Source organism: Oceanipulchritudo coccoides (assembly GCF_010500615.1).
GTDB lineage: Bacteria > Verrucomicrobiota > Verrucomicrobiia > Opitutales > Oceanipulchritudinaceae > Oceanipulchritudo > Oceanipulchritudo coccoides.
Map to the genome: position 1 here is coordinate 108,039 of NZ_JAAGNX010000003.1, position 20,031 is coordinate 128,069.

The 20,031-nt window shown below is 54.4% G+C and carries 21 protein-coding genes; 13 read left to right on the plus strand and 8 right to left on the minus strand.

The annotated features are described in order from the left end of the window. The first annotated feature begins 5 nt into the window (after positions 1-5). Positions 6-1,532 (plus strand): 4-alpha-glucanotransferase, encoded by a 1,527-nt coding sequence (gene malQ / locus G0Q06_RS11020; protein WP_163965861.1) that lies wholly within the window; start codon positions 6-8, stop codon positions 1,530-1,532. A 23-nt stretch (positions 1,533-1,555) separates the two neighbouring features. Here the strand turns inward: malQ and G0Q06_RS11025 are convergent, their stop codons facing one another. From G0Q06_RS11025 to G0Q06_RS11055, 7 genes are all read right to left on the minus strand, one after another. After that, positions 1,556-2,422, minus strand: coding sequence for an alpha/beta fold hydrolase (locus G0Q06_RS11025; RefSeq protein WP_163965864.1), 867 nt, complete (start codon positions 2,420-2,422; stop codon positions 1,556-1,558). Between the two features lies 1 nt (position 2,423). Next, entirely contained in the window at positions 2,424-3,458 is a 1,035-nt protein-coding gene (locus tag G0Q06_RS11030) for a 3-oxoacyl-ACP synthase III (RefSeq protein ID WP_163965866.1), read from the minus strand. After that, positions 3,455-4,279, minus strand: coding sequence for an enoyl-ACP reductase FabI (locus tag G0Q06_RS11035; RefSeq protein ID WP_163965869.1), 825 nt, complete (start codon positions 4,277-4,279; stop codon positions 3,455-3,457). Before G0Q06_RS11035 ends, G0Q06_RS11030 begins: the two co-directional genes overlap by 4 nt. 19 nt (positions 4,280-4,298) lie before the next feature. Beyond that, positions 4,299-4,730: a 3-hydroxyacyl-ACP dehydratase FabZ gene (gene fabZ, locus G0Q06_RS11040; RefSeq protein WP_163965871.1), complete on the minus strand. Its 432-nt coding sequence runs from the start codon at positions 4,728-4,730 to the stop codon at positions 4,299-4,301. Positions 4,731-4,745: 15 nt separating this feature from the next. Then, positions 4,746-6,230, minus strand: a complete 1,485-nt coding sequence (locus tag G0Q06_RS11045; RefSeq protein ID WP_163965873.1) for a phytoene desaturase family protein — start codon at positions 6,228-6,230, stop codon at positions 4,746-4,748. 87 nt (positions 6,231-6,317) lie between these two features. Beyond that, positions 6,318-6,701 (minus strand): translation initiation factor, encoded by a 384-nt coding sequence (locus G0Q06_RS11050; protein ID WP_163965875.1) that lies wholly within the window; start codon positions 6,699-6,701, stop codon positions 6,318-6,320. Between the two features lie 2 nt (positions 6,702-6,703). Then, on the minus strand, positions 6,704-6,916 hold the full coding sequence (locus G0Q06_RS11055; RefSeq protein ID WP_163965878.1) for a hypothetical protein: 213 nt from the start codon (positions 6,914-6,916) through the stop codon (positions 6,704-6,706). A 51-nt stretch (positions 6,917-6,967) separates the two neighbouring features. Between G0Q06_RS11055 and G0Q06_RS11060 the strand changes: the two genes are divergently transcribed. Further along, the gene (locus tag G0Q06_RS11060) at positions 6,968-7,324 is read left to right on the plus strand and encodes a hypothetical protein (RefSeq protein WP_163965880.1); all 357 of its coding nucleotides are present in this window, start codon (positions 6,968-6,970) and stop codon (positions 7,322-7,324) included. A gap of 7 nt (positions 7,325-7,331) precedes the next feature. Here the strand turns inward: G0Q06_RS11060 and G0Q06_RS11065 are convergent, their stop codons facing one another. Further along, a complete protein-coding gene (locus tag G0Q06_RS11065; protein WP_163965882.1) occupies positions 7,332-7,613 on the minus strand; it encodes an acylphosphatase in 282 nt (93 codons plus the stop codon). Positions 7,614-7,718: 105 nt separating this feature from the next. Here G0Q06_RS11065 and G0Q06_RS11070 point away from each other — a divergent pair, with 105 nt between their 5' ends. The 11 genes from G0Q06_RS11070 to G0Q06_RS11120 all read left to right on the plus strand — a co-directional run bounded on the left by G0Q06_RS11070 (position 7,719) and on the right by G0Q06_RS11120 (position 20,004). Further along, positions 7,719-8,423, plus strand: coding sequence for a hypothetical protein (locus G0Q06_RS11070; protein WP_163965884.1), 705 nt, complete (start codon positions 7,719-7,721; stop codon positions 8,421-8,423). Positions 8,424-8,495: 72 nt separating this feature from the next. Beyond that, positions 8,496-9,521 (plus strand): ABC transporter permease subunit, encoded by a 1,026-nt coding sequence (locus G0Q06_RS11075; RefSeq protein ID WP_163965887.1) that lies wholly within the window; start codon positions 8,496-8,498, stop codon positions 9,519-9,521. 159 nt (positions 9,522-9,680) lie between these two features. After that, on the plus strand, positions 9,681-10,772 hold the full coding sequence (locus G0Q06_RS11080; RefSeq protein ID WP_163967350.1) for an ABC transporter permease subunit: 1,092 nt from the start codon (positions 9,681-9,683) through the stop codon (positions 10,770-10,772). Positions 10,773-10,777: 5 nt separating this feature from the next. Then, positions 10,778-12,889, plus strand: a complete 2,112-nt coding sequence (locus tag G0Q06_RS11085) for an extracellular solute-binding protein (protein WP_238710713.1) — start codon at positions 10,778-10,780, stop codon at positions 12,887-12,889. Continuing rightward, the gene (locus G0Q06_RS11090; RefSeq protein WP_163965889.1) at positions 12,861-13,883 is read left to right on the plus strand and encodes an ABC transporter ATP-binding protein; all 1,023 of its coding nucleotides are present in this window, start codon (positions 12,861-12,863) and stop codon (positions 13,881-13,883) included. Before G0Q06_RS11085 ends, G0Q06_RS11090 begins: the two co-directional genes overlap by 29 nt. 2 nt (positions 13,884-13,885) lie before the next feature. Next, positions 13,886-14,923: an ABC transporter ATP-binding protein gene (locus tag G0Q06_RS11095; protein WP_163965890.1), complete on the plus strand. Its 1,038-nt coding sequence runs from the start codon at positions 13,886-13,888 to the stop codon at positions 14,921-14,923. A gap of 90 nt (positions 14,924-15,013) precedes the next feature. Beyond that, positions 15,014-16,186, plus strand: a complete 1,173-nt coding sequence (locus G0Q06_RS11100) for a peptidase dimerization domain-containing protein (protein ID WP_163965892.1) — start codon at positions 15,014-15,016, stop codon at positions 16,184-16,186. Further along, positions 16,179-17,168 (plus strand): glucosyl-3-phosphoglycerate synthase, encoded by a 990-nt coding sequence (locus G0Q06_RS11105; protein ID WP_163965894.1) that lies wholly within the window; start codon positions 16,179-16,181, stop codon positions 17,166-17,168. Before G0Q06_RS11100 ends, G0Q06_RS11105 begins: the two co-directional genes overlap by 8 nt. A gap of 6 nt (positions 17,169-17,174) precedes the next feature. Next, positions 17,175-18,623 (plus strand): glycosyltransferase family 4 protein, encoded by a 1,449-nt coding sequence (locus G0Q06_RS11110; RefSeq protein ID WP_163965896.1) that lies wholly within the window; start codon positions 17,175-17,177, stop codon positions 18,621-18,623. 93 nt (positions 18,624-18,716) lie between these two features. Continuing rightward, entirely contained in the window at positions 18,717-19,631 is a 915-nt protein-coding gene (locus G0Q06_RS11115; protein ID WP_163965898.1) for a nucleotidyltransferase family protein, read from the plus strand. A 1-nt stretch (position 19,632) separates the two neighbouring features. Continuing rightward, the gene (locus G0Q06_RS11120) at positions 19,633-20,004 is read left to right on the plus strand and encodes a DUF983 domain-containing protein (RefSeq protein ID WP_163965899.1); all 372 of its coding nucleotides are present in this window, start codon (positions 19,633-19,635) and stop codon (positions 20,002-20,004) included. Positions 20,005-20,031 lie beyond the last annotated feature (27 nt).

Consider the following 20,031-nt stretch of genomic DNA (forward strand, 5'->3'; position numbering starts at 1 on the left):
AGTATATGGCACCAGCTAAATCTCTGGCATGGTTGAAGGATCGATCCGCCGGAGTCCTTCTGCACCCGACATCACTTCACGGAAATCAAGGAATCGGCGTCCTTGGGGCAGAGGCCCGACAATTTGTTTATTTTCTTAAGGAATCGGGCTTCAAGTATTGGCAAGTTCTGCCGCTTGGGCCAACCGGGTTCGGGGATTCCCCTTACTCGAGTTTTTCCGCCTTTGCGGGCAATCCCTACCTGATCGACCTCGTTCCGTTACTCGAGTATGGACTGCTCAAGCCCGAGGACCTGCACGTCCTCCAGCATTTGCCACACGATCACACCGATTTTGGGATGCTCTACCGGATCAAGTGGCCCCTGCTTCGCCTCGCCCACAAGCGCTTTGTCGAGTCGGGTCGGGCCTATCTGCCAAATTATGGGATCTTTGCCGATTTCATAAAGGCGGAGAGCGATTGGTTGGAGCCGTATTGCGCCTACATGGCCTTGAAAGAGCGTTTTAACGGTACCTTCTGGGGTGAATGGCCACCCGAATGCCGGAAGTATCCCGCAGCACGGAAATCCAAGTTCTGGAAGGAAACCAAGCAGGCCCGTGAAGCCCATGCCTTTTTCCAGTACCTCTTTTTCGGGCAGTGGCAACAGCTCAAGGCCCATGCCAATGAATTCGGCATTGAGATCATCGGGGATACGCCCATTTTCGTTGCCCTCGACAGCGCGGATACCTGGGCCTCACCCGAGCTCTTCGAAATGTCAAAGCCGGCCAAGCCGGACTTCGTTGCAGGTGTCCCGCCAGACTATTTTTCAGAAACCGGACAGCTCTGGGGCAATCCCCTCTATAACTGGGAGGCACACAAGAAAGACAATTTCAAATGGTGGGTCCACCGTCTGGAGGCCAATTTCAAGGTGTTCGATATTGTGCGCCTTGACCATTTCAGAGGGTTTTATGACTACTGGCGCATTCCTGCCCGAGCCGAAGATGCCCGTTCGGGAAAATGGGCTACTGGACCCAAGGACGCACTCTTCAAGGAAGTGGCCCGCAAGCTCCCCTCGGCCAAGCTAATCGCCGAGGACCTTGGCGAGATTCATGACAAGATCCGCAATTTCCGCGATCGCCTTGGCCTTCCGGGTATGGCCATCCTGCAATTTGCCTTCGGGGGTAAATCCGATAACTTCAATCTCCCACACAACCTGATAGCCAATTCGGTCGTGTATCCAGGAACCCATGACAATAATACCTCTGTTGGCTGGTATGACGAGGCTTCACCGCAAGAGCGTGATCATGCACGGCGTTACCTTCGCGTGGATGGCGATGATTTTGCGTGGGATCTGATCCGTGAATGCTACCAGTCGATCAGCCGGCTCGCCATTGTTCCCATGCAGGACATCATGAGCCTCGGATCCTCGGCGCGCATGAACTCCCCCGGAGAAGAGCAAGGAAACTGGCAATGGCGCATGGAGGAAAATGCCTTCAATGAGACATGGCAGTCCTCAAGCACGTACCTTGCTGGGCTGGCCGATTTGTACGGACGGTAATCCGTCTCCGTTCACCTTAATTCTCAATTTACAAATTCCCGGATTACCGGATAGATAGCCTCCCCGGCATCCTCCATCAGGTAGTGCCCCGCCTCGGCAAACCGGTAGACTTTCGCCCCGGGCAGACGCTTCTCCCATTCGTTGAGAATGCCTGTGTGAAAGCACCAGTCCTGCATGCCCCATAGAATCTGTACCGGTTTGTCCTGCCACCATGGGAGGCTATTCTCAATCGCCTGCAATGTGGACCAGCTCCGGTGGGATTTCCGCATGGGAATGTCATTCACGAAGGCGTCGATCGCAACCCGGTCATGCCAGTTGCCATAGGGATAGCGGTAGCCCTCAGCAACCCCTTCCGGCAGAGGTTCGACCGTGGTCATTTTTGTCGCAGCCTCGACAAATCCATTCAGGCCACGAACAAGAAATTTTCCGGCCAAAGGCCAGCGGCAGACTGATATCCGGAAGGGAATTGAAGGAAAAGCGAAGGCTGCTGTATTCAGAATACTGATACTTTTGATTTGATCGCGAATCCGGTCTGCCACTCCAAATCCGATTGCTCCGCCCCAGTCATGGACAACCAGATGGAACCCGTCCAATTCAAGTGATTCAATCCAGGCAACCGTCCGTTCAACATGGGCGGAAAGGCTGTAGTCAGCGACTTGGGGCTTGTCCGACAACCCGCAGCCGAGATGGTCGGGAACAAGGCACCGGTTGGTTTCCCGAAGCGCCAGGACGAGATTCCTGTAGAAAAAGGACCAAGTCGGGTTACCATGCAACATGACGACTGGAGTGCCCGCGCCTGCATCAATATAGTTCAACTTGCCCGCACTTGTATCAAATGCGTGACAGTCGAACGGGTATTGCACCTGCAGCCATGGAGGCAACGTGTTCATTTCAACCCTCCACTCCCAGCATTGCGCAGCTCAGTCCACTCCCGATTCCCATCAGCGCAACCTTCGCACCTTGCTGGATCTTTCCCGCTTGGCGTGCCTGGTGGAAAGTAAACGGGAGCGATACCGAGCCAACGTTGCCCATTGTCTCAAAAGTCGTAAAGTCCTTGCTCCGGTCCAGGCCCAGACTGTCAAACAAGCGGCGCTGGTGGGTCCGGCCAACCTGATGGCAGACAAAGCAATCTGGAGTTGACTGAGACCAGCTTAATTCATCTTCAAACGCTTTCCATGTCTCTCCCGCAAGGGCAATACCCGCATCCAGCAAGTGCTCCGCATCCGTGAGCATTTCCAAAGAGTCCATTCCAATTGAATCACCTTGGCACAACTTATTAGCTTCCGAGTCGGTCCGTACAGCGCCGCCGAGCAACCTTGGGGCCTCTGCCTTGGCAAGATCATCGCGGGATAACAACATTGCCGCGGCACCGGCACCAATTGTCAGGTTGGCAAAGTATGGTTTTATGCCGTTACGGGTTAAATCCTTCTCGAGCAGTGTCTGGATCGTATGTTCCAGAAGAGGGCGTCCATTTTCCCCGGAGACGAGGAGGGCATGCCGAATCTGGCCGCTCTCGATCAGTCCGCCAGCAAGAATCATGGCATTCACAAACCCAAGGCAGGCGTTTGAAATATCGAGAATCTGACAACTTGGGGGCATTTGCAGCAGTCCGTGCACATAGGCCGCCGTAGCCGGCTCCATCCGGTCGCGACACACGCCGCAATGGATCAGGATATCAATCTCCGACTTGGCCACAGAACTCTTCTCCAACAAGGCTTGCCCGGCCTCCGCACTCGCCTGCGAGGGAAGAAATCCGGGTTCCCAGAAATGGCGGCACTCAATGCCTGTCATCAATTCAAGCCGGCCTTCAGGCAGGCGCAGGCGCTCATAAGTCGGCTTGAGTTGTTCTTCGATGTCCGCCGAGGTTATGGGTAGTGGCGGAATCACTACAGCCGTATCACTGATGACAACCCGTGAAAGTTTCATGCGTCTGAATTACCCCTGGATAGCTCGGGACGACTTGCCTTCTCGACAACCGACTCGTCAAAATAATTCCAGTCCATGCCGGCATTCACGACAATTCCCTGGGCGTTGATACCGGAACTTCTCGGACTGAGGAGGTAGACGACGGTGTCAGCCACTTCCTGCGTGGTCAGGGCCCGCTTCCGATAGGTCAGTTGCTCAGCATAAAGGTAATTATCCAGATAACCCGGTATGCCGGCTGAGGACTTGGTGCGCAGAGGTCCAGCATTCACTGAATTGAAGCGAATCTCGCTATCTTTACTGAAGGACTTTGCGAGGAAGCGAACACAGCCCTCGAGGGCATTCTTGATCGGCGACATGTACCCGTAATTGGCCGCCGTGACCGATGAGGAAATCCCGATCGCCACCACCGATGCATCCGGCTTCAGGACAGGCTTCAAACTGCGGGACAATTCAACCAGCGAAAAAGCGCTGATCTGGGTCGCCTGCAAAAAATCCTTCCGCTTGGTCTCATGGAATGGCACCAGGCCCTCACTGAAGTTGGCAAAGGCAATCGAGTGAACAAAGCCGTCCAACTCACCGTATTCTTCGCGCACGCGCTCTCCAAGGGTGGCAATGTCATCTTCGTATTCAACGTCACAGAGCAAAAAAGGACGCTCCTTCAAAAGTTTCTTCAACTCCCCTGCCCGCTTGTCATTGCGGATGGTGTAGATGACTTCCGCACCTGCCTCCTCAAGGGTCTGTCCAACCGCCCAGGCAACGCTGCGCCGGTTGCCCAACCCACAGACAAGAAACCGCTTTTTTGAAATATTCAGAAAGCTCATCGGAGCCGCTATCCTTTCCTCAGGCATCCAGCAGGGCGAGTGCAAAATCAACCGTCAGGGCGAGCTTGCCACCGACGTGCACCTTGCCACGCATGAAATGAAACTTGCTCAGGGTTTCCTTGAAAGTGGCCTCAATGCGAATGGTGTCTCCCGGACGTACCATTTGCTTGAACTTGGCCTCCTGAATGCGAGCCAGAACTGGCGTCTTGGAGCCTTCAGTCCCGACCTCGCTCGAAAAGCGTTTCATCATGTAAATGGCTGCCGTTTGGAAAACCGATTCACAGAGGAGAACGCCCGGCATGAGCGGATTGCCGGGATAGTGTCCCTGGAAATGCGGCTCATCCTCTCGGATATCGCGCTCTGCAACGGCACTCTCTTCAGTCACCTCGATAATCCGGTCGACAAAAAGGAATGGCGGACGGTGCGGAATGGTTTTGTAAATCTCTTCCATAAAATCAGTTCCCGGTTAATTTCCCACGGCTGCCTGCTTCTCACTTTCAACGAGGAATTTGTCAACTTTGTTGGCGACAATCACGCCGTAATTCATCGTTCCAAGCCAACCCGACATGATAATCCCGACGCTGCCCGCGTGGTACAATCCGGGAAGCGCTTCGGGCAGCTTTTGGGAAACCTTGAGACCTTCAAACTTTGTCCCGAATGAAGTGCCACCCATGTGGCGGGTGTAGTAATTCACCGTGCGTGGCGTGGCCGCTTCCACATGGTCCACTTTCGAGCGAATGTCCGGGATCAACTTTTCCAAGGAGGCCAGCGAGCTTTCCACCAGCCATGCCTTCTCCTTTTGGTAATCCTCTTCGTTCAGGCTTTCCCAGTCTTTCCAGCGGGCATTGATCGAGGCGACAACGGCATACCGTGGCTCACGGGTATGCGGGCGCGTGTCGGGGTAGTACACCGAAAAAGTCTTGCTGCTCGTGCGCATGCTGGTCAGCTCCTGTGTCGAGAAGGTCTCTGCTTCCGAAGTGAAGACAAGGTCGCCAATGTTGGGGATGGTCTCTCCCTTCCGAATCCCCATGTAAACCTGGCAGGAACTTGTGTTCACTCGCACGGCCTTGGTTTCCTCAAGAAAGTCACGGCTGAAATGTTCCTCTCCGGCAAGGTGCAGGATTGTGTTCTTGATATTCGCGTTGGAGACAACCGTTTTGCATCGGATGGTCCGCGGGGCAAACTGCTCACCTGTGTTCTGGCTCTGCGCAACAACCCCACAAATTCGTTTTTGCCCGTCCTCGCCAAGCTCTGTAAGGACTTCCTTTACCAGCGCACATTTCCGCAGTTCGACCCCATTGCGCTTGAGTTCAGCCGTCATCTTCTTGATCAGGGTGTCCGTGCCGCCCTTGTAGATAAAGACCCCTTTGTTCATGAAGTTGGAGAAAACAATCCCGTAAGTGATGGCTGGATCCTCTAGTCCGGAGCCGTTGGCATAGGAGATCGGCTCCATCAAAAGCCGGTGCACATCATTGCGGCCGGGAAAAAATTCCTCAAACAGCTCACCGGTGGTCTGCCGGTCGTCGTCATAGAAATTCATTTCGGCAAGGCGGTCGAAAAAGGCAATGACCCGCGACTCCTCAACACCAAACTCCTCCACGAAAATCCGGATAAAATCGGTCTTGTCGAAAGTCGTCCGAATATTCATCTGCGGATTGATGAAGCGAACATCCTCGAGCTGCTCGATTGAATCGGCAATTTCCCGGGTCCAATACTTCCGGCAGGATTTGATCATTCCAAAAGGAAATCCGTGCAGCGATATATCGAAGATATGTCCGCCGGGCCGCTTGAACCAGGTGGCCAACCCGCCGAACTGGTAATGATGCTCGAGCACGAGCACCTTGTGGCCAGCCTTGGCCAGCACGTTGGCGCTCGTCAGACCGCCAAGCCCGCTGCCGATGACCACAACATCATAGGCGTCGCTCACGCCTTCTAGCCAATCCTTTGCCATAGTCTGCGTTGGTATGATTCCCCCCATCCAGAGCAACCCTAAACCGCCAAACGGTCGCCAGGGACCGCCAACGGGAAGGAGCTTTGGTCAGATCCCTTTCACGCGATAACCGTCCTTCTCAAGCAACTCCTTCACCGCCGCCCGGCATTCACCCTGCAATTCGAGGACTTTGCCGCGACGCGTCCCGCCTGTCCCAAGCCGGGTCTGCAGACGCTTGAGCAGCTGGGCCAATCCGTCCGGATGGCAATCAAATCCGGAAATTTCCGTGACCACTTTCCCGCCTTTGCCAGCCTTCAGACGACGGAGCAGCAAGGTCTCCCGCTTTTTCACCGGTGCTGCCGGCTTGCTTGGCTGAGCAGGTTGTACCGGACCGCTGGCAAGGCCCTCCGCCGAAAGCCCGGCGAAAGGATTTCCTGCCGAAAGGGATTGACCGCCGGAGGTGTCGATTCGTTCCTTTGTGCGCTTTCCCATGGCTATTTCCCGCAAATGCCCTTTTCCGGATCACCACCTTCGAGGAGAATCCACGCCTTCTGGTAGCTCCGCTTGGCCAGATAATGCGATAAATGTCCGGTGGCCGACAACTTTGCAGCGTCAAGGGCGCTGATTGCCTCGGCCAAATCGCCTTTGTCGATGCCCAGAATAACTGCCAGATGGCGCCGGATGTCTTCAATAAGTTCTGTTTCCATATCTACGCTTTATTCTTTTCATTCCATAGAAAATCGACTCACTCAAGCCTCATGCCTTACCAATTTTATCAGATTATGCACCTTGTCGGCGTTTTCATGGTCTTTCTTGCCTACGGTGGCTTGATTGTCCGAAGCGCCACCGGTTCGGAAAACAAGGATGTCCGCCGCCTTGGTGCCATTACCAGCGGGCTGGGCCTGCTCTTGATTCTTGTCGGCGGTTTTGGCCTGCTGGCCCGCCTCAACTACGGTTGGCCCGGCTGGGTTCTCGTCAAGGTCGGCATCTGGGTTGTCCTTGGCGCAATGATTGTCCTCATCAATCGTAAGCCCCAGTTCTCCCAGATTTTCTGGTGGATGACAATTATCCTCGGGCTGATCGCCCTCCTGATGGTCGTTCTCAAGCCGTTCTAGGCGTGACTTACCGAATGGAGAAGCCTTTGTGCCTCGGTGGCTGCTCGCTTTCAGTGCGCTCCACCTGGCGAATAAAGACGCCCAGTTGATCGGCCACTTCGTCAACAAAGGCCTGAACCTGGTTCTTGTCACCTTCCGCTTCCAGCCGGACGCGTCCGTCCGCCAGATTACGCACCGTCCCACTGACATCAAATTCCTTGGCGATCTGAAATGTCTGATAGCGAAAGCCCACTCCCTGCACGCGCCCTGAGAAATGCACCTCGCAGTGATAAACTTGCTCTGTTTTCATAAAATCCGCCCTGCCGACAATTTTCCCTTAAATTTGAGACTTCATCATTGCCAAACGGGAGACTCCTGCCAATGGTAAAAATAACTTCCAAGAACTGTTATTTAAATGACTAATTTCAATTTTGAAGGCCAGCCCGAAGGGGATTGGGACGACCGGGGCAATATTTCCTGGAGCGAGCTCGACTGGCAACAATTCCTCAGCAGGCGGGAAAAGGAAGTGGCAAGATTGCTGCACTTTTACAATGAGTGCCCGTCTGATTCCATGGATCGCCTGGATTGGGTTGCCCGCCAGATGGGTTGGGACTCCGAGGATTGGTCTGTCAGCGACTTCATCGAGGGAGAAGATGATCCGGATGAAGAAGGAGACAGCTGGAAAGCCGATGACCGCGGCAAGGATTCCCCCGATAGCGATCCCTACACGCTTCACAGGCATCCGGTCTACGTCGTCTGTTCGGGCCTCTTCCTGCACCTGCGCTACATTTGGCGCAAGGTCATCACGGAACAGAATGACGCCATCGACAATCTGAGGGCATGGGATTTCGGGGAAAGCCTCAACGAAGCGGAAAAACACAGCCTTATCGCCATGCAATGCATGGATATGGGCGATTTCCTGCTCTGTGTCGTGCACATGAAGCGTGCGCTCAGGGGGATCAACCTCGCCATGAGCCTGCTTCCCGAGCTGGTCACCCTTGCTGACGGCAACAAAGCCCTTCAGGAGCAACTGTATACCCGCCTCTTCGATCTCCGCGAGGTCTGTCTGCGGGTCATTCAGGATTGCCGGGAGGAAGACCGCCGAAACTTCCGCGAGTAACCCTTCTGCGTCAAGAAGGTCTCTTTCTAGTTGAAATTGTCTCTCAACTGACAACATTCCTGCCATACTTCCATGCGTTCCTACTTTCTCCGAAGATTATTGCTAATTCCCCCGACCATTTTCGGGATCACGATTATCGTGTTCCTGATCACGCGAATTGTTCCCGGAGGGCCTATCGAGCGGGCCATTATGGAAATGCAGTCCGTGAGCGTGAGTGCGGGCGTCACGGGGGGCAGCCTTGGCAACCAGAGCCAGGCCCTTTCGGAAGAGCAACTTGAGCAGCTCAAGGAATACTACGGTTTCGACAAACCTGCCATCATCAGCTATTTTCACTGGGTGGGCAATGTCCTCCGGGGAGATCTCGGGAATTCCTACCGCTACAATGAACCGGTGTGGAACATCATTCGTGAGCGCTTCCCCATTTCCATTTTTTTTGGGATCTGGACACTGATCATTACCTACACGATCTGCATCCCCCTCGGGATTCTCAAGGCCATCAAGCACCGGACCTTTGTCGACAACGCCTCTTCAATCCTGATTTTCACCGGTTACGCGATCCCCGGCTACGTATTGGGGGCCTTGCTTGTCGTGTTTTTTGCGGCCCGGCTGGAATGGTTCCCCATGGGTGGATTCACGAGTATCTATTTCGATGACCTTGGCTTCTGGGAAAAGGTGAAGGACATTTTCTGGCACGCCGTCTTGCCTCTTTGCTCATACCTGATCGGCAGTTTTGCCCTCGTCACACTGCTCATGAAAAACCACCTCATGGACAATCTGGCCGCCGATTACATCCGCACCGCGGTCGCCAAGGGCGTTCCCTTCCGAAAGGCGGTTACCGGACATGCCCTCAGGAATTCCCTCATTCCGATCGCAACCACCTTCGGACAGAATATCATCCTCCTTGTTGGCGGTTCCTTCCTGATCGAGACCATTTTCGACATCAACGGTTTTGGATTGCTCGGATTCACGGCCATCCTCGACCGCGATTACCCGATTGTCATGGGCGTCCTCCTCCTCTCCAGCATTCTTCTTCTGCTTGGAAACATCATCAGCGACTTCCTCGTTGCCATGATCGACCCCCGTGTCCGTTTTAATTAAGCGATCTGATTTGCGATGATAACGAGTAAGCGCCCATCCGACCTTTCCTACCCAACCAAGCGGGTTGCCGTCTTCGGCTTCCTTGGCTTTCTGGGATTGATCGCCTTTTTTGCGGTTAACTGGCGTTTTGGCCTCGGAATCATGCTCCTTGCCCTGTTGATGAGCCTGTTCTCCATTCCGATCCGCATGAATCCCTTGACGGTGAAGAAGCTAAGGCGGTTCAAGGAGATCAAACGCGGGTATTATTCCTTTCTCGTCCTGCTTTTTCTGTCGGTGCTTTCGCTCTTTTCCGAGGTCTTCGCCAACAACCGCGCCCTCATGGTCCGCTACGAGGGCGAGACGTTCTTCCCGGTTTATTCAGACGTGAAACTCGGGAACGCATTCGGACTTGAAGGTGTCATTGCAAACACCCCCGTCAACTACCGGGACCTGCAAAAGCACTTTGAGGAGCAGGATGCCGGCAACTGGGTGCTCATGCCTCTGGTCCCTTTCAGCCCGAATGAAAACAACCTTTACGAGGGCGTTCTCAAGCCAAGGCCACCAGACGCACCGGCTCAGCATTACCTCGGGACAGACAGCACCGGTCGCGATATTCTCTCCCGCCTCATTTACGGGTTCCGGATCGCCGTCTTCTTTTCCCTCGCCTTCATGACCCTCGTCTACCTGATCGGCATCACAATCGGTTGCCTGATGGGATATTTCGGAGGCTGGTTCGACCTGTTTGTCCAGCGCCTGATTGAAATCTGGTCGCTGGTCCCATTCATCTACATGGTCATCATTATTTTCTCGGTTATTCCAACCAGCTTCTCGATTTCCACCCGGATTGGGATTCTTTTGTCGATCATGGTCCTTTTCTCCTGGACGGGAATGACCTATTACATGCGGACGGCCACCTATCGTGAAAAGGCCCGTGATTACACGGCCGCAGCACAGATAATCGGGGCCAGTGCCCCGCGCATTATTTTCCACCATATCCTGCCCAACGCCATCAGCACGGTCGTTACCTTCATGCCTTTCACAATGGCAGCGGCGATCACGGCCATCACAGCACTCGATTTTCTGGGCTTCGGCCTGCCCCCACCCACCCCAAGTATCGGGGAAATCCTCAAGCAGGGAACATCCCGGCTGGATGCCCCGTGGATTGTCGTCAGCGCTTTCCTCGCCCTGGTCTTTATACTGACCCTTGTCACCTTTATTGGAGAGGCCGTGCGTGAGGCCTTTGATCCAAAGAAATTCACCACTTACAAGTAATTCCCATGAACCTTAAGAACAAGACCCTCCCTTCATTGGCTATCCTATCCGGATTGCTGGCCCTAATGCTGTCCGGCTGTGGTGGCGACTCCGCCTCATCTGAAGTGGCAATTGACAACACCGAGGAAGTCCAGGAGTACTACCGGACTTTCAAGCGTCCCCCGCTTGAGCTGAAGGCACAATTGGCCTCGGGCGCAATTGATCAGGAGGAATACAACCGGCAAATGGAAAGCGTCGAGCCGTTCTACCAGTTCAAGACAATTGAGGATTTGCCAGAGGGTTTGCTTTGGGAGCGTGGTGAGGGCCTTCCGGAAATTGGCTCATCCGAGGCAAAGAAAGGCGGCACCGCCTATGGGGCGTTGCAGGACTTCCCAAGGACGCTCCGCCGGGTCGGCCCCGATGCAAATGGGTCCTTCCGGCCTTATATACTGGATGACGTCGCCATGCGCATTGCCCGTCGCCACCCCAACGACACCTCCATCGGACCGCGTGGGCATTATTATTTCCCGGAACTGGCAGAGGAATGGGCCGTGGATTTCGAGAACAAGACAGTCTATGTCCGACTCGACCCGGAGGCCCGTTTTTCAGATGGAGAGCCCGTCACATCGGACGACTTCATGTTCATGTTCTTCTTTTTCCAGTCCAGCTATATCCGGGCCCCATGGTATAATAACTGGTACGTTGAATCTTATACCGGGATCACGAAGTATGATGACCATACCTTCTCCATCAGCGTGCCTGAGGCCAAGCCTGACATGAATTCGCGCGTCCTCGACCTGATCCCTGTTCCGGAGCATTTCTTCAAGGAGCTTGGGGACGATTATGTCGAGCGCTACCAGTGGCGCTTCCAGCCAACCACGGGTGCCTATGTGATCAAGGAGGACGATATCAAGAAGGGACGATCGATCTCCCTCACCCGCCAGAAGGACTGGTGGGCCAAGGACAAGAAGAACCTCCGCTACCGGTACAATCCTGACCGGATTCACCTCACAGTTATTCGCGACATTCCCAAGATGTTCGAATCCTTTAAGCGGGGCGATCTCGATGCCACCGGGTTGGTCAATCTTCCCGAGTACAACTATGAGAAGCTGCCCGATGACGACCCGGACGTGCAGGCTGGCTACATTCACAAGGTGACTTTCTACAATGAGATCCCACGGCCCACCTACGGGCTCTGGATCAACACCGCCAAGCCCCTGCTTGATGATGTCCATGTCCGCCGCGGCATCAATTATGCCACCAACTGGAACCGGGTCATCGAGGAGTATTTCCGCGGGGACAATGTCCGAATGAACACCACCGCTGACGGCTATGGCGAGTTCACGCACCCGACCATGAAGGCACGTCCCTTTGACGTGGACAAGGCGCTGGCGGAGTTTGCCAAGGCCGGCTTTGCAAAGCGCGGCCCTGATGGTATTCTGGTCAACGACGAGGGTCAGCGTCTCTCCTTCACCTTGAGCACCGGATATCGGACCTTCCAAGACATGCTCACCATCGTGAAGGAGGAGGCCATGAAGGCCGGTCTGGAATTCCGTCTCGAAGTCCTCGACGGGACTGCCGGCTGGAAAATGGCTCAGGAAAAGAAACATGATATCACGTTTTCCGCTCTTGGCGTTTCTCCGGAAATGTATCCTCGCTACTGGGAGACCTACCATGCCGACAATGCCTATGATGTGCCGTGGTTGCCCGACGGGGTGACCCCCAACCCGGATCGGAAGATCAAGACGCAGACGAACAACCTCCAATCAGTCGCCGATCCGGAGCTGGATGCTCTCATCATGGCCTACCGGCGCTCTGACGACGCCGAGGAGATGAAGAAACTGGCATTCCGCATGGAGGAAATCCTGTACGATAACGCGTCATTCTGCCCCGGCTTCGTCAATCCGTCCTATCGCGTTGCTTTCTGGCGTTGGGTCCGTTACCCGGACGACTTCAATGTCAAACTCAGCGCCAGTGCCGGGGAATGGTTTGTCAGCTGGCTCGACCAGGATCTCAAAAAGGAGACCCTTGAAGCACGCAAGTCAGGAAAGACATTTGAACCGGTCATCAAGGTGTATGACCAGTACGCTCCACAATCTCTACCGGAGGATGCCAGCCTTGCCAGAAACGCTCCTTGAAGTTAAAGATCTCGTCACGGCATTCGACACGGATGCAGGACAGGTCACGGCTGTTGACGGCGTAAGCTTCACAGTCGAGAAGGGCAAGACGCTTGGGATTGTCGGCGAGTCCGGCTGTGGAAAGAGCGTGACGGCCTTGTCCATAATCCGGCTCCTTCCTCAGCCAATGGGGAAAATCCTCAACGGGCAGGTCCTGCTCGATGGCCGGGACCTGACGTCCATTGAGGATGCGGAGATGCACAAAGTGCGCGGAGGCAGGATCGGCATGATATTCCAAGAGCCGCTGACCGCCCTCAACCCGGTCCATCGAATCGGTAAACAGCTCAGCGAGGTGTTTCTCCTGCACATGGACATTTCCAAAAAGGAGGCATGGGACCGTTCCATTGAGATTCTCCAGAAGGTGGGAATTCCCTCACCGGAGGTTCGCGTGACGGAACATCCGCACCAGCTTTCCGGAGGCATGCGCCAGCGGGTAGTCATTGCGATGGCCCTCGCCTGCAAGCCCAGCCTGGTGATCGCAGATGAGCCGACAACCGCACTGGATGTGACCATCCAGGCGCAGATCCTTGAGCTGATGAAATCGCTACAAGCGGAAATGGGAATGTCTATCATCATGATCACGCATGATCTCGGGGTCATAGCGGAAACCTGCGATGATGTCGTCGTCATGTACGCTGGACGGGTGGCGGAAAAGGGCACTGTCCATGATATCTTTGAAAGACCCGCTCATCTATACACCAAGGGCTTGCTCGATTCCATTCCACGTATGGAAAACACCCCCAAGACCCGCCTGCAGACCATCACAGGTTACGTTCCGGGCTTAATGGAATTACCGGTAGGGGCACGCTTTGCCCCCCGGTCCCCGCACCCGGATGCCAAGGCCTACATGGAATCTGAGGCCTATCAAAACGAGCGGCCGGAACTTTTGGAAATTGAACCTGGCCACTGGGTGGAAGACCATCCCGTCGTGCGCGTTGATAAACTTACCACCTGAACATGTTATCCAACAACCAGCAACCAGAGGCCGACCAGTCCGTGGAACCGATTCTTGAAGTGAACCGGTTGCGGAAATACTTTCCGGTAAAGGGCGGTGTCTTTCTGAGGGCGCAGGCCCAGTTAAAGGCCGTAGACGATGTCAGCCTCTCCATTCTTCCGGGTGAGACACTCGGCCTTGTCGGGGAATCCGGATGTGGCAAGTCTACCCTTGGGAAGTGCGTCTGCCGCCTGCATGATGTGACAGAGGGCTCCATTACCTTCAAGGGCAATGACCTCACCCATTTACGCGGCAAGGCCTTAAAGCCGTATCGGCGCAATATCCAGATGATCTTCCAGGATCCCGCCGAGTCGCTCAATTCGCGTCACTCAATCGGGAATATCCTTGAAGAGCCACTGCTCATCCATGGCATTCGCCAGGGTCGCGAACGCCGGCAGCGCGTAGCCAAGATTCTCGATACGGTTGGGCTGCCAAAGGATTCAGTAGACCGTTTCCCATTTGAGTTTTCCGGTGGCCAGCGCCAGCGGATCGGCATCGCCCGCGCGATTTCCCTCAATCCTGAACTGGTGGTCTGTGACGAGCCGGTATCTGCCCTGGATGTGTCTGTCCAGAGCCAGATTCTCAACCTGATGCTCGATCTGCAAAAGGAATTTAATCTCTCCTACCTTTTCATTGCCCATGATCTGGCCGTCGTGAAGCACATCTCCGACCGAATCGCCATCATGTATATGGGTAAAATCGTGGAATTGGGTGCTGCGAATGAAATTTTCAAGAATCCATTGCATGCTTACACAAAGGCCCTGATTTCGGCGATCCCGGTTCCTGAGCCGCATGTTAAACGGGAGAAGCGCATTCTTCTCAAGGGAGATGTCCCTTCACCCATCGATCCTCCGCCAGGTTGTGCGTTTTCAAGGAGGTCATGGATTCCCTGCACGGAGGAGCAAATGCAGCAACCGGGGGAATTCAAAGAGGTTCATCCCGGACACTGGGTGGAAGTCCATCCGGGTACGGTGGAGAATTACGAGCAATACGCCTCGTAGGAAGACCGCCTGAAGGCGGAACTCCAGCTTTTTAGGAACTCCAGCTTTTTCCTTTGATTGAGCACGCATTCTGCTCTTCACTGGAGATAGATGAGCAATGATGAGTACGAGAAGGCACTTTTGGCCAAACTTCCGGAGTACCGGGAAAAACTGTTGAGCCTGAGGGAGCGAATTCTGGCGGATGTGGTGATGGTGGGAGAAATTCCTTCACCCACTTTCGAGGAGGAAAAGGTGGTTCAGTTTATCTGTAATCGCTTCACCGAGGAAGGACTGGACCAGATTTCCATAGATGAGGTCACAAATGCGACCGGATTACTTCCGGGAACGGAGGGCAAACACAACATCCTCGTGGCCGCCCATACTGACCGGATCTGGCAAAACGGAATTGACCACACGGTCACAGTCACTTCCGAATCATTAATTGGCCCCGGCATTGCGGACAATGCCCTTGGAGTCACGGCACTGACAACGCTACCGACCCTCCTCAAGGTCCTTGGCGTTGAATTAAAGTCCAACCTGATCCTTCTGGGCGCAAGCCGTAGCATGGGACGGGGAGATTTGGAAGGGCTGCGCTTCTTCACGGAGAATGCCAAGCTTCCTTTTGGGGCAGCGGTCTGTGTTGAAGGCATCCAGTTGGGTCGGCTCAGCTACTCTTCCCTGGGCATGAACCGCTGTGAGATTCAGGTCATCACACCGGAGAAGCATGATTGGGAGTCATGGAGTTTAACGGGCGCGATCACAGCCCTCACCCAGATTGTGCAAAGAATTCTGGCAATTGAAACGCCTCAGGTTCCCAAGACCTCAATTATTCTGGGATCCATCAACTCCGGCACATCCTTCAACCTTCCCCCGACTCAGGCGACTCTGCGGTTTGAGGTCCGGAGCGAGGAACCGGGAATGGTGACGCGTATCCGTGAACAGATTGAGGAGATCCTCGAGCAGAACATCGCGGAAAACGGGATTCATGCCACGATGGAAATCCTCGCCCGGCGCAGGCCCGGCAGTATCGGCTTCAGTCATCCGTATGTCCGCTCGGCCCGTGAAATCCTGAAGGCGCTTGATATCAAGCCGCAGGTTGCTCCATCGACGAGCGAACTCTCCGTCCTTCTCGACAAGGACATTCCGTCACTGACGCTTGGGCTCACCGAGGGTGACAACAAGCACAAGCTCGACGAAGCAATCCGGATCAAACCGATGTTCAGCGGGCTGGCCCAGCTGATCGCCACGCTGCAATGCATCGATAACCAATTTGAAGATGAGTAATATAGAAAAATGGCTTGAATCCAACACCTTCCATCACGGCGAGTTCTGGGATCTCCTCGAGCTCGTGAAGATGAAGGAAAAGAAGGATCTGAAGATCTCCCTGTGCATTCCCACGCTCAATGAAGAAAAGACAATTGGTAAGGAAATTGTCATTTTCAAGAGTGAGCTGATGGATCGCTACCCATTGATTGATGAAATTGCCGTGATTGATTCCGGGTCAACGGACAAGACGCGCGAGACCGCGGCCGCTTTTGGTGCGGATGTCTATCTCTCGTCGGAAATCCTCCCCAGTGAGGGCTTTAAGCGCGGTAAGGGAGAAAACCTCTGGAAGGCGATCTATCAACTGGAAGGCGATATCATCTGCTATGTCGATGCGGATATTAAGAACATTCACCCGCGCTTTGCCACCGGATTGATTGCCCCCTTGATCCAGCGGGATCAAATGCAGTACGTGAAGGCGTTTTATGACCGGCCACTTGCCTTCTCGCAAGGCGTACGCCCCTCAGGGGGTGGTCGGGTCACGGAAATTCTTGTCCGTCCACTCTTCTCACTCTTCTTTCCCGAGCTGACTTCGCTGATCCAGCCACTGTCTGGGGAATACGCGGTCCGCCGGGAGGTCCTTGAGAGCATTCCTTTTCCCATTGGATACGGCGTGGAGACATCACACATCATTGATGTCTACATGAAGTATGGCCTCGACGCCTTCGGGCAGACCGACTTGGACCAGCGGGTCCACCGAAATCAATCAACTCTGGATCTGGGCAAGATGGCCTTTGGTATCCTGCAAAGTTTCCTCAACCGCATGGAAGCCTATGACCTGGTCGATAAACTACCGGAAATGTCGAACATCTTCCGGCAATTCCAGGCTGAGGGAAACAGGTACGAGCAGGTCCTCAAGGAAATCATTGAAGAAGAGCGGCCACCGATGATTGAGATTGCTGAATACAGGGAAAAGTTCGGCCTCAAGAAACCAAAGAAGTAATCGGCCATGCGGCTGGCTATTATCCATTATCACTTGCGCAAGGGAGGCGTTACCCGCGTCATTTCTTCCGCGCTGGAAGCGCTTGGCGATCAGGTGGAAGCATCGGTTGTTCTTTCCTCAACTGAATCGGAGGAGGCCCTGCCATGCAGCGTGGGAGTGATTCCTCCCCTTGCCTATGATGATCAGGCCACAACCGAAAAGGCAGATGCGCTTTACCAGGCAGTCCGCGAAACGGCACGCCAACATCTTGGAGGAGATCCCGATGTCTGGCACATCCACAACCATAGTCTTGGAAAGAACGCCTGTTTCCCCGAGGTCCTGCGGCGGTTGATTGATGACGGTGCCCGAGTCCTGCTACAGATTCATGACTTTGCCGAAGATGGACGGCCTGGAAATTACAAGACCCGGCAAAAACCCTACGAGGACGGCACCTTTTCAGACGCGGACAAGGCACTGTATCCGGTTGCCCCGCAAATCGGCTATGCCGTTCTCAATGGCCGCGATTTGGCAATTCTCAAGTCAGCAGGCATTCCAGAGAGCAATCTCTTCTGGTTGCCCAATGCGGTTTCCATTCCAGACTTTTCAGATGAGGAGATGAAGCGGGAACGTCACCCGGATGAGGTGCCGCTGATCCTTTATCCAACCCGGGCTATCCGTCGGAAAAATGTAGGGGAATTGTTACTACTCGCTGCAACCAATCCGGGATACCGCTTTGCGACGACACTATCCCCTAAAAATCCACAATGGACTCCCATCCATGATGATTGGGCAGCCCTTGCGAAAGAGTTGAACTTGCCGGTTGAGTTTGCCCTTGGCGAGCAAGCGGGTCACACCTATGCGTCTTTGATCAGTGAAGCCCATGCGATGGTCTCGACGAGCGTTGGGGAGGGCTTCGGCCTGGCCTTTCTCGAGCCATGGCTTCTGGGTAAACCGGTCACTGGTCGGGACCTTCCGGAAGTAACGGGTGACTTCAAGGAAAACGGGATTCACCTGCCAGATTTGTATCCGGAATGGCAAATCCCCTGCTCGCTCTTCGATGTAACGGGATTTAAGGAACGTTTTATCCAGTGCCTGAACGCCATCTACACAGCATATGGAAGGTCCTTGAAAAGCGATTTGCTGGAAGATGTCTGGAACGAACTCATCAGCAATGACACGGTTGATTTTTCATGTCTCGACGAAACCGCCCAGGCAGAGGCGATCCGGGCGGTATGTGCGAGCAATGAGAGCCTTGTCACCTCGCCCGTTAACATGGACGCACTTGATCAGTCCGTGATCTCCTCAAATTCACAACGGATCCGGGAGAATTATGGGCTCGATCACTACGGCAAATCCCTCGCGGAAATCTACCAAACGTTGGGGCAGGCAAAGCCCGCCAAGGCGGGATCGGTCAACGCGGACCTTGTCCTGAACGCCTTCCTCGATCCGTCCCGGTTGCGTATGCTCAGGTCGTGAGGAATTTTTTGTATAAATCGCGTGCGAGCAGGGTATAAAGATCAAATATAATCATTTGCCAATGGTCCCAATCTGCCAAACATCCTCAATCCTATGAGCAACGCACCCACGCTTCTCGTTCTCGCTGCCGGAATGGGCAGCCGCTACGGCGGCCTCAAACAACTCGATCCGATGGGACCAAACAATGAGACCGTTTTGGATTACTCGGTCCATGATGCCATGCGCGCTGGTTTCGGAAAGGTCGTCTTTGTCATACGCCGCGACATTGAAGAGGCTTTTCGCGAATCAATTGGCAAGCGCTATGAGAAGCAAGTTGAAATTGGTTATGCCTTCCAGGAATTAGATGACCTACCAGCTGGTTTCCTTGTCCCGGAGGGCCGGACCAAGCCATGGGGCACCGCGCACGCCCTCAGGGCAGCACGCGACCAAGTCATCGGACCCTTCGCGGTCATCAACGCCGACGACTTTTACGGGGCCGATGCATACCGGGTCCTTGCGGATTACTTTTCTTCGAACAAGGGCTCGGGTAAGCTGCCCATGTGTATGGTCGGCTACCCGTTGGTCAATACGCTCTCGGAGCATGGATCGGTCAACCGGGGCATTTGTGAGTCCCGAGACGACCAATTGCTCTCGGTCCGGGAAGTGACCGGAATTGCACGCAAGGAAAACGCTATCATCACTGGCGAGGAGGCCGATGGAAAGCCTGTCGAACTAGATCCAAAGAGCCTCGTCTCCATGAACTTCTGGGGCTTCACCGCCGAAATATTTGATCCCTTGGAAAGTGCCTTCTCGGCATTCCTTGAAACTTATGGTGAAGAGCCCAAATCAGAGTTCTACATCCCGGCCTTCATTGACGAGCTGATCCGTACGGGCAAGACGAGCTGTGATCTTCTGCAAACCTCCGCAAGCTGGTTTGGCGTCACTTATCCCGGTGACAAGCCGATCGTCCAGCAACGCTTGCGCGAATTGATCGCCGACGACGTCTATCCCAGCCCGCTAATGTCCTGAAATGCCTCCTGAGCGGCAAGTTTACCTCATGCGGGGAATCCGGGGATGCTGTCCACGGTGCTCCGGAAAAAATGTATTCAAATCCCGCTACAGGCTGCACGAATATTGTCCGGCTTGCGGACTTCCCCTTGAGCATGAGGACGGATGGAGCCTCGGGGCCATTCCACTTAATTACAGCATTACCTGCCTCCTCTGGGTCCTGCCCGTGGGAATGGCCTTTCTGTTTGGATGGATTCCCATCAAGGTCGCCCTTCTTCTGGCCGGGCTCGGCGCGCTTATTTTGCCGTTTCTGACCTACCGGTTTTCCAAAGTCCTCTGGATCGGCATCTATTATGCCGTTCTTCCGCATGAGGTTCGGCAGCGTGACACTTGACCCTTTCTGTTCAGGTGTATAGGAACG

Bases quoted from the DNA above. Each gene is read 5' to 3' on its own strand.
- malQ (WP_163965861.1), top strand. From the start codon at position 6: ATGGCACCAGCTAAATCTCTGGCATGGTTGAAGGATCGATCCGCCGGA.
- G0Q06_RS11025 (WP_163965864.1), bottom strand. From the start codon at position 2,422: ATGAACACGTTGCCTCCATGGCTGCAGGTGCAATACCCGTTCGACTGT.
- G0Q06_RS11030 (WP_163965866.1), bottom strand. From the start codon at position 3,458: ATGAAACTTTCACGGGTTGTCATCAGTGATACGGCTGTAGTGATTCCG.
- G0Q06_RS11035 (WP_163965869.1), bottom strand. From the start codon at position 4,279: ATGAGCTTTCTGAATATTTCAAAAAAGCGGTTTCTTGTCTGTGGGTTG.
- fabZ (WP_163965871.1), bottom strand. From the start codon at position 4,730: ATGGAAGAGATTTACAAAACCATTCCGCACCGTCCGCCATTCCTTTTT.
- G0Q06_RS11045 (WP_163965873.1), bottom strand. From the start codon at position 6,230: ATGGCAAAGGATTGGCTAGAAGGCGTGAGCGACGCCTATGATGTTGTG.
- G0Q06_RS11050 (WP_163965875.1), bottom strand. From the start codon at position 6,701: ATGGGAAAGCGCACAAAGGAACGAATCGACACCTCCGGCGGTCAATCC.
- G0Q06_RS11055 (WP_163965878.1), bottom strand. From the start codon at position 6,916: ATGGAAACAGAACTTATTGAAGACATCCGGCGCCATCTGGCAGTTATT.
- G0Q06_RS11060 (WP_163965880.1), top strand. From the start codon at position 6,968: ATGCCTTACCAATTTTATCAGATTATGCACCTTGTCGGCGTTTTCATG.
- G0Q06_RS11065 (WP_163965882.1), bottom strand. From the start codon at position 7,613: ATGAAAACAGAGCAAGTTTATCACTGCGAGGTGCATTTCTCAGGGCGC.
- G0Q06_RS11070 (WP_163965884.1), top strand. From the start codon at position 7,719: ATGACTAATTTCAATTTTGAAGGCCAGCCCGAAGGGGATTGGGACGAC.
- G0Q06_RS11075 (WP_163965887.1), top strand. From the start codon at position 8,496: ATGCGTTCCTACTTTCTCCGAAGATTATTGCTAATTCCCCCGACCATT.
- G0Q06_RS11080 (WP_163967350.1), top strand. From the start codon at position 9,681: ATGAGCCTGTTCTCCATTCCGATCCGCATGAATCCCTTGACGGTGAAG.
- G0Q06_RS11085 (WP_238710713.1), top strand. From the start codon at position 10,778: ATGAACCTTAAGAACAAGACCCTCCCTTCATTGGCTATCCTATCCGGA.
- G0Q06_RS11090 (WP_163965889.1), top strand. From the start codon at position 12,861: ATGCCAGCCTTGCCAGAAACGCTCCTTGAAGTTAAAGATCTCGTCACG.
- G0Q06_RS11095 (WP_163965890.1), top strand. From the start codon at position 13,886: ATGTTATCCAACAACCAGCAACCAGAGGCCGACCAGTCCGTGGAACCG.
- G0Q06_RS11100 (WP_163965892.1), top strand. From the start codon at position 15,014: ATGAGCAATGATGAGTACGAGAAGGCACTTTTGGCCAAACTTCCGGAG.
- G0Q06_RS11105 (WP_163965894.1), top strand. From the start codon at position 16,179: ATGAGTAATATAGAAAAATGGCTTGAATCCAACACCTTCCATCACGGC.
- G0Q06_RS11110 (WP_163965896.1), top strand. From the start codon at position 17,175: ATGCGGCTGGCTATTATCCATTATCACTTGCGCAAGGGAGGCGTTACC.
- G0Q06_RS11115 (WP_163965898.1), top strand. From the start codon at position 18,717: ATGAGCAACGCACCCACGCTTCTCGTTCTCGCTGCCGGAATGGGCAGC.
- G0Q06_RS11120 (WP_163965899.1), top strand. From the start codon at position 19,633: ATGCCTCCTGAGCGGCAAGTTTACCTCATGCGGGGAATCCGGGGATGC.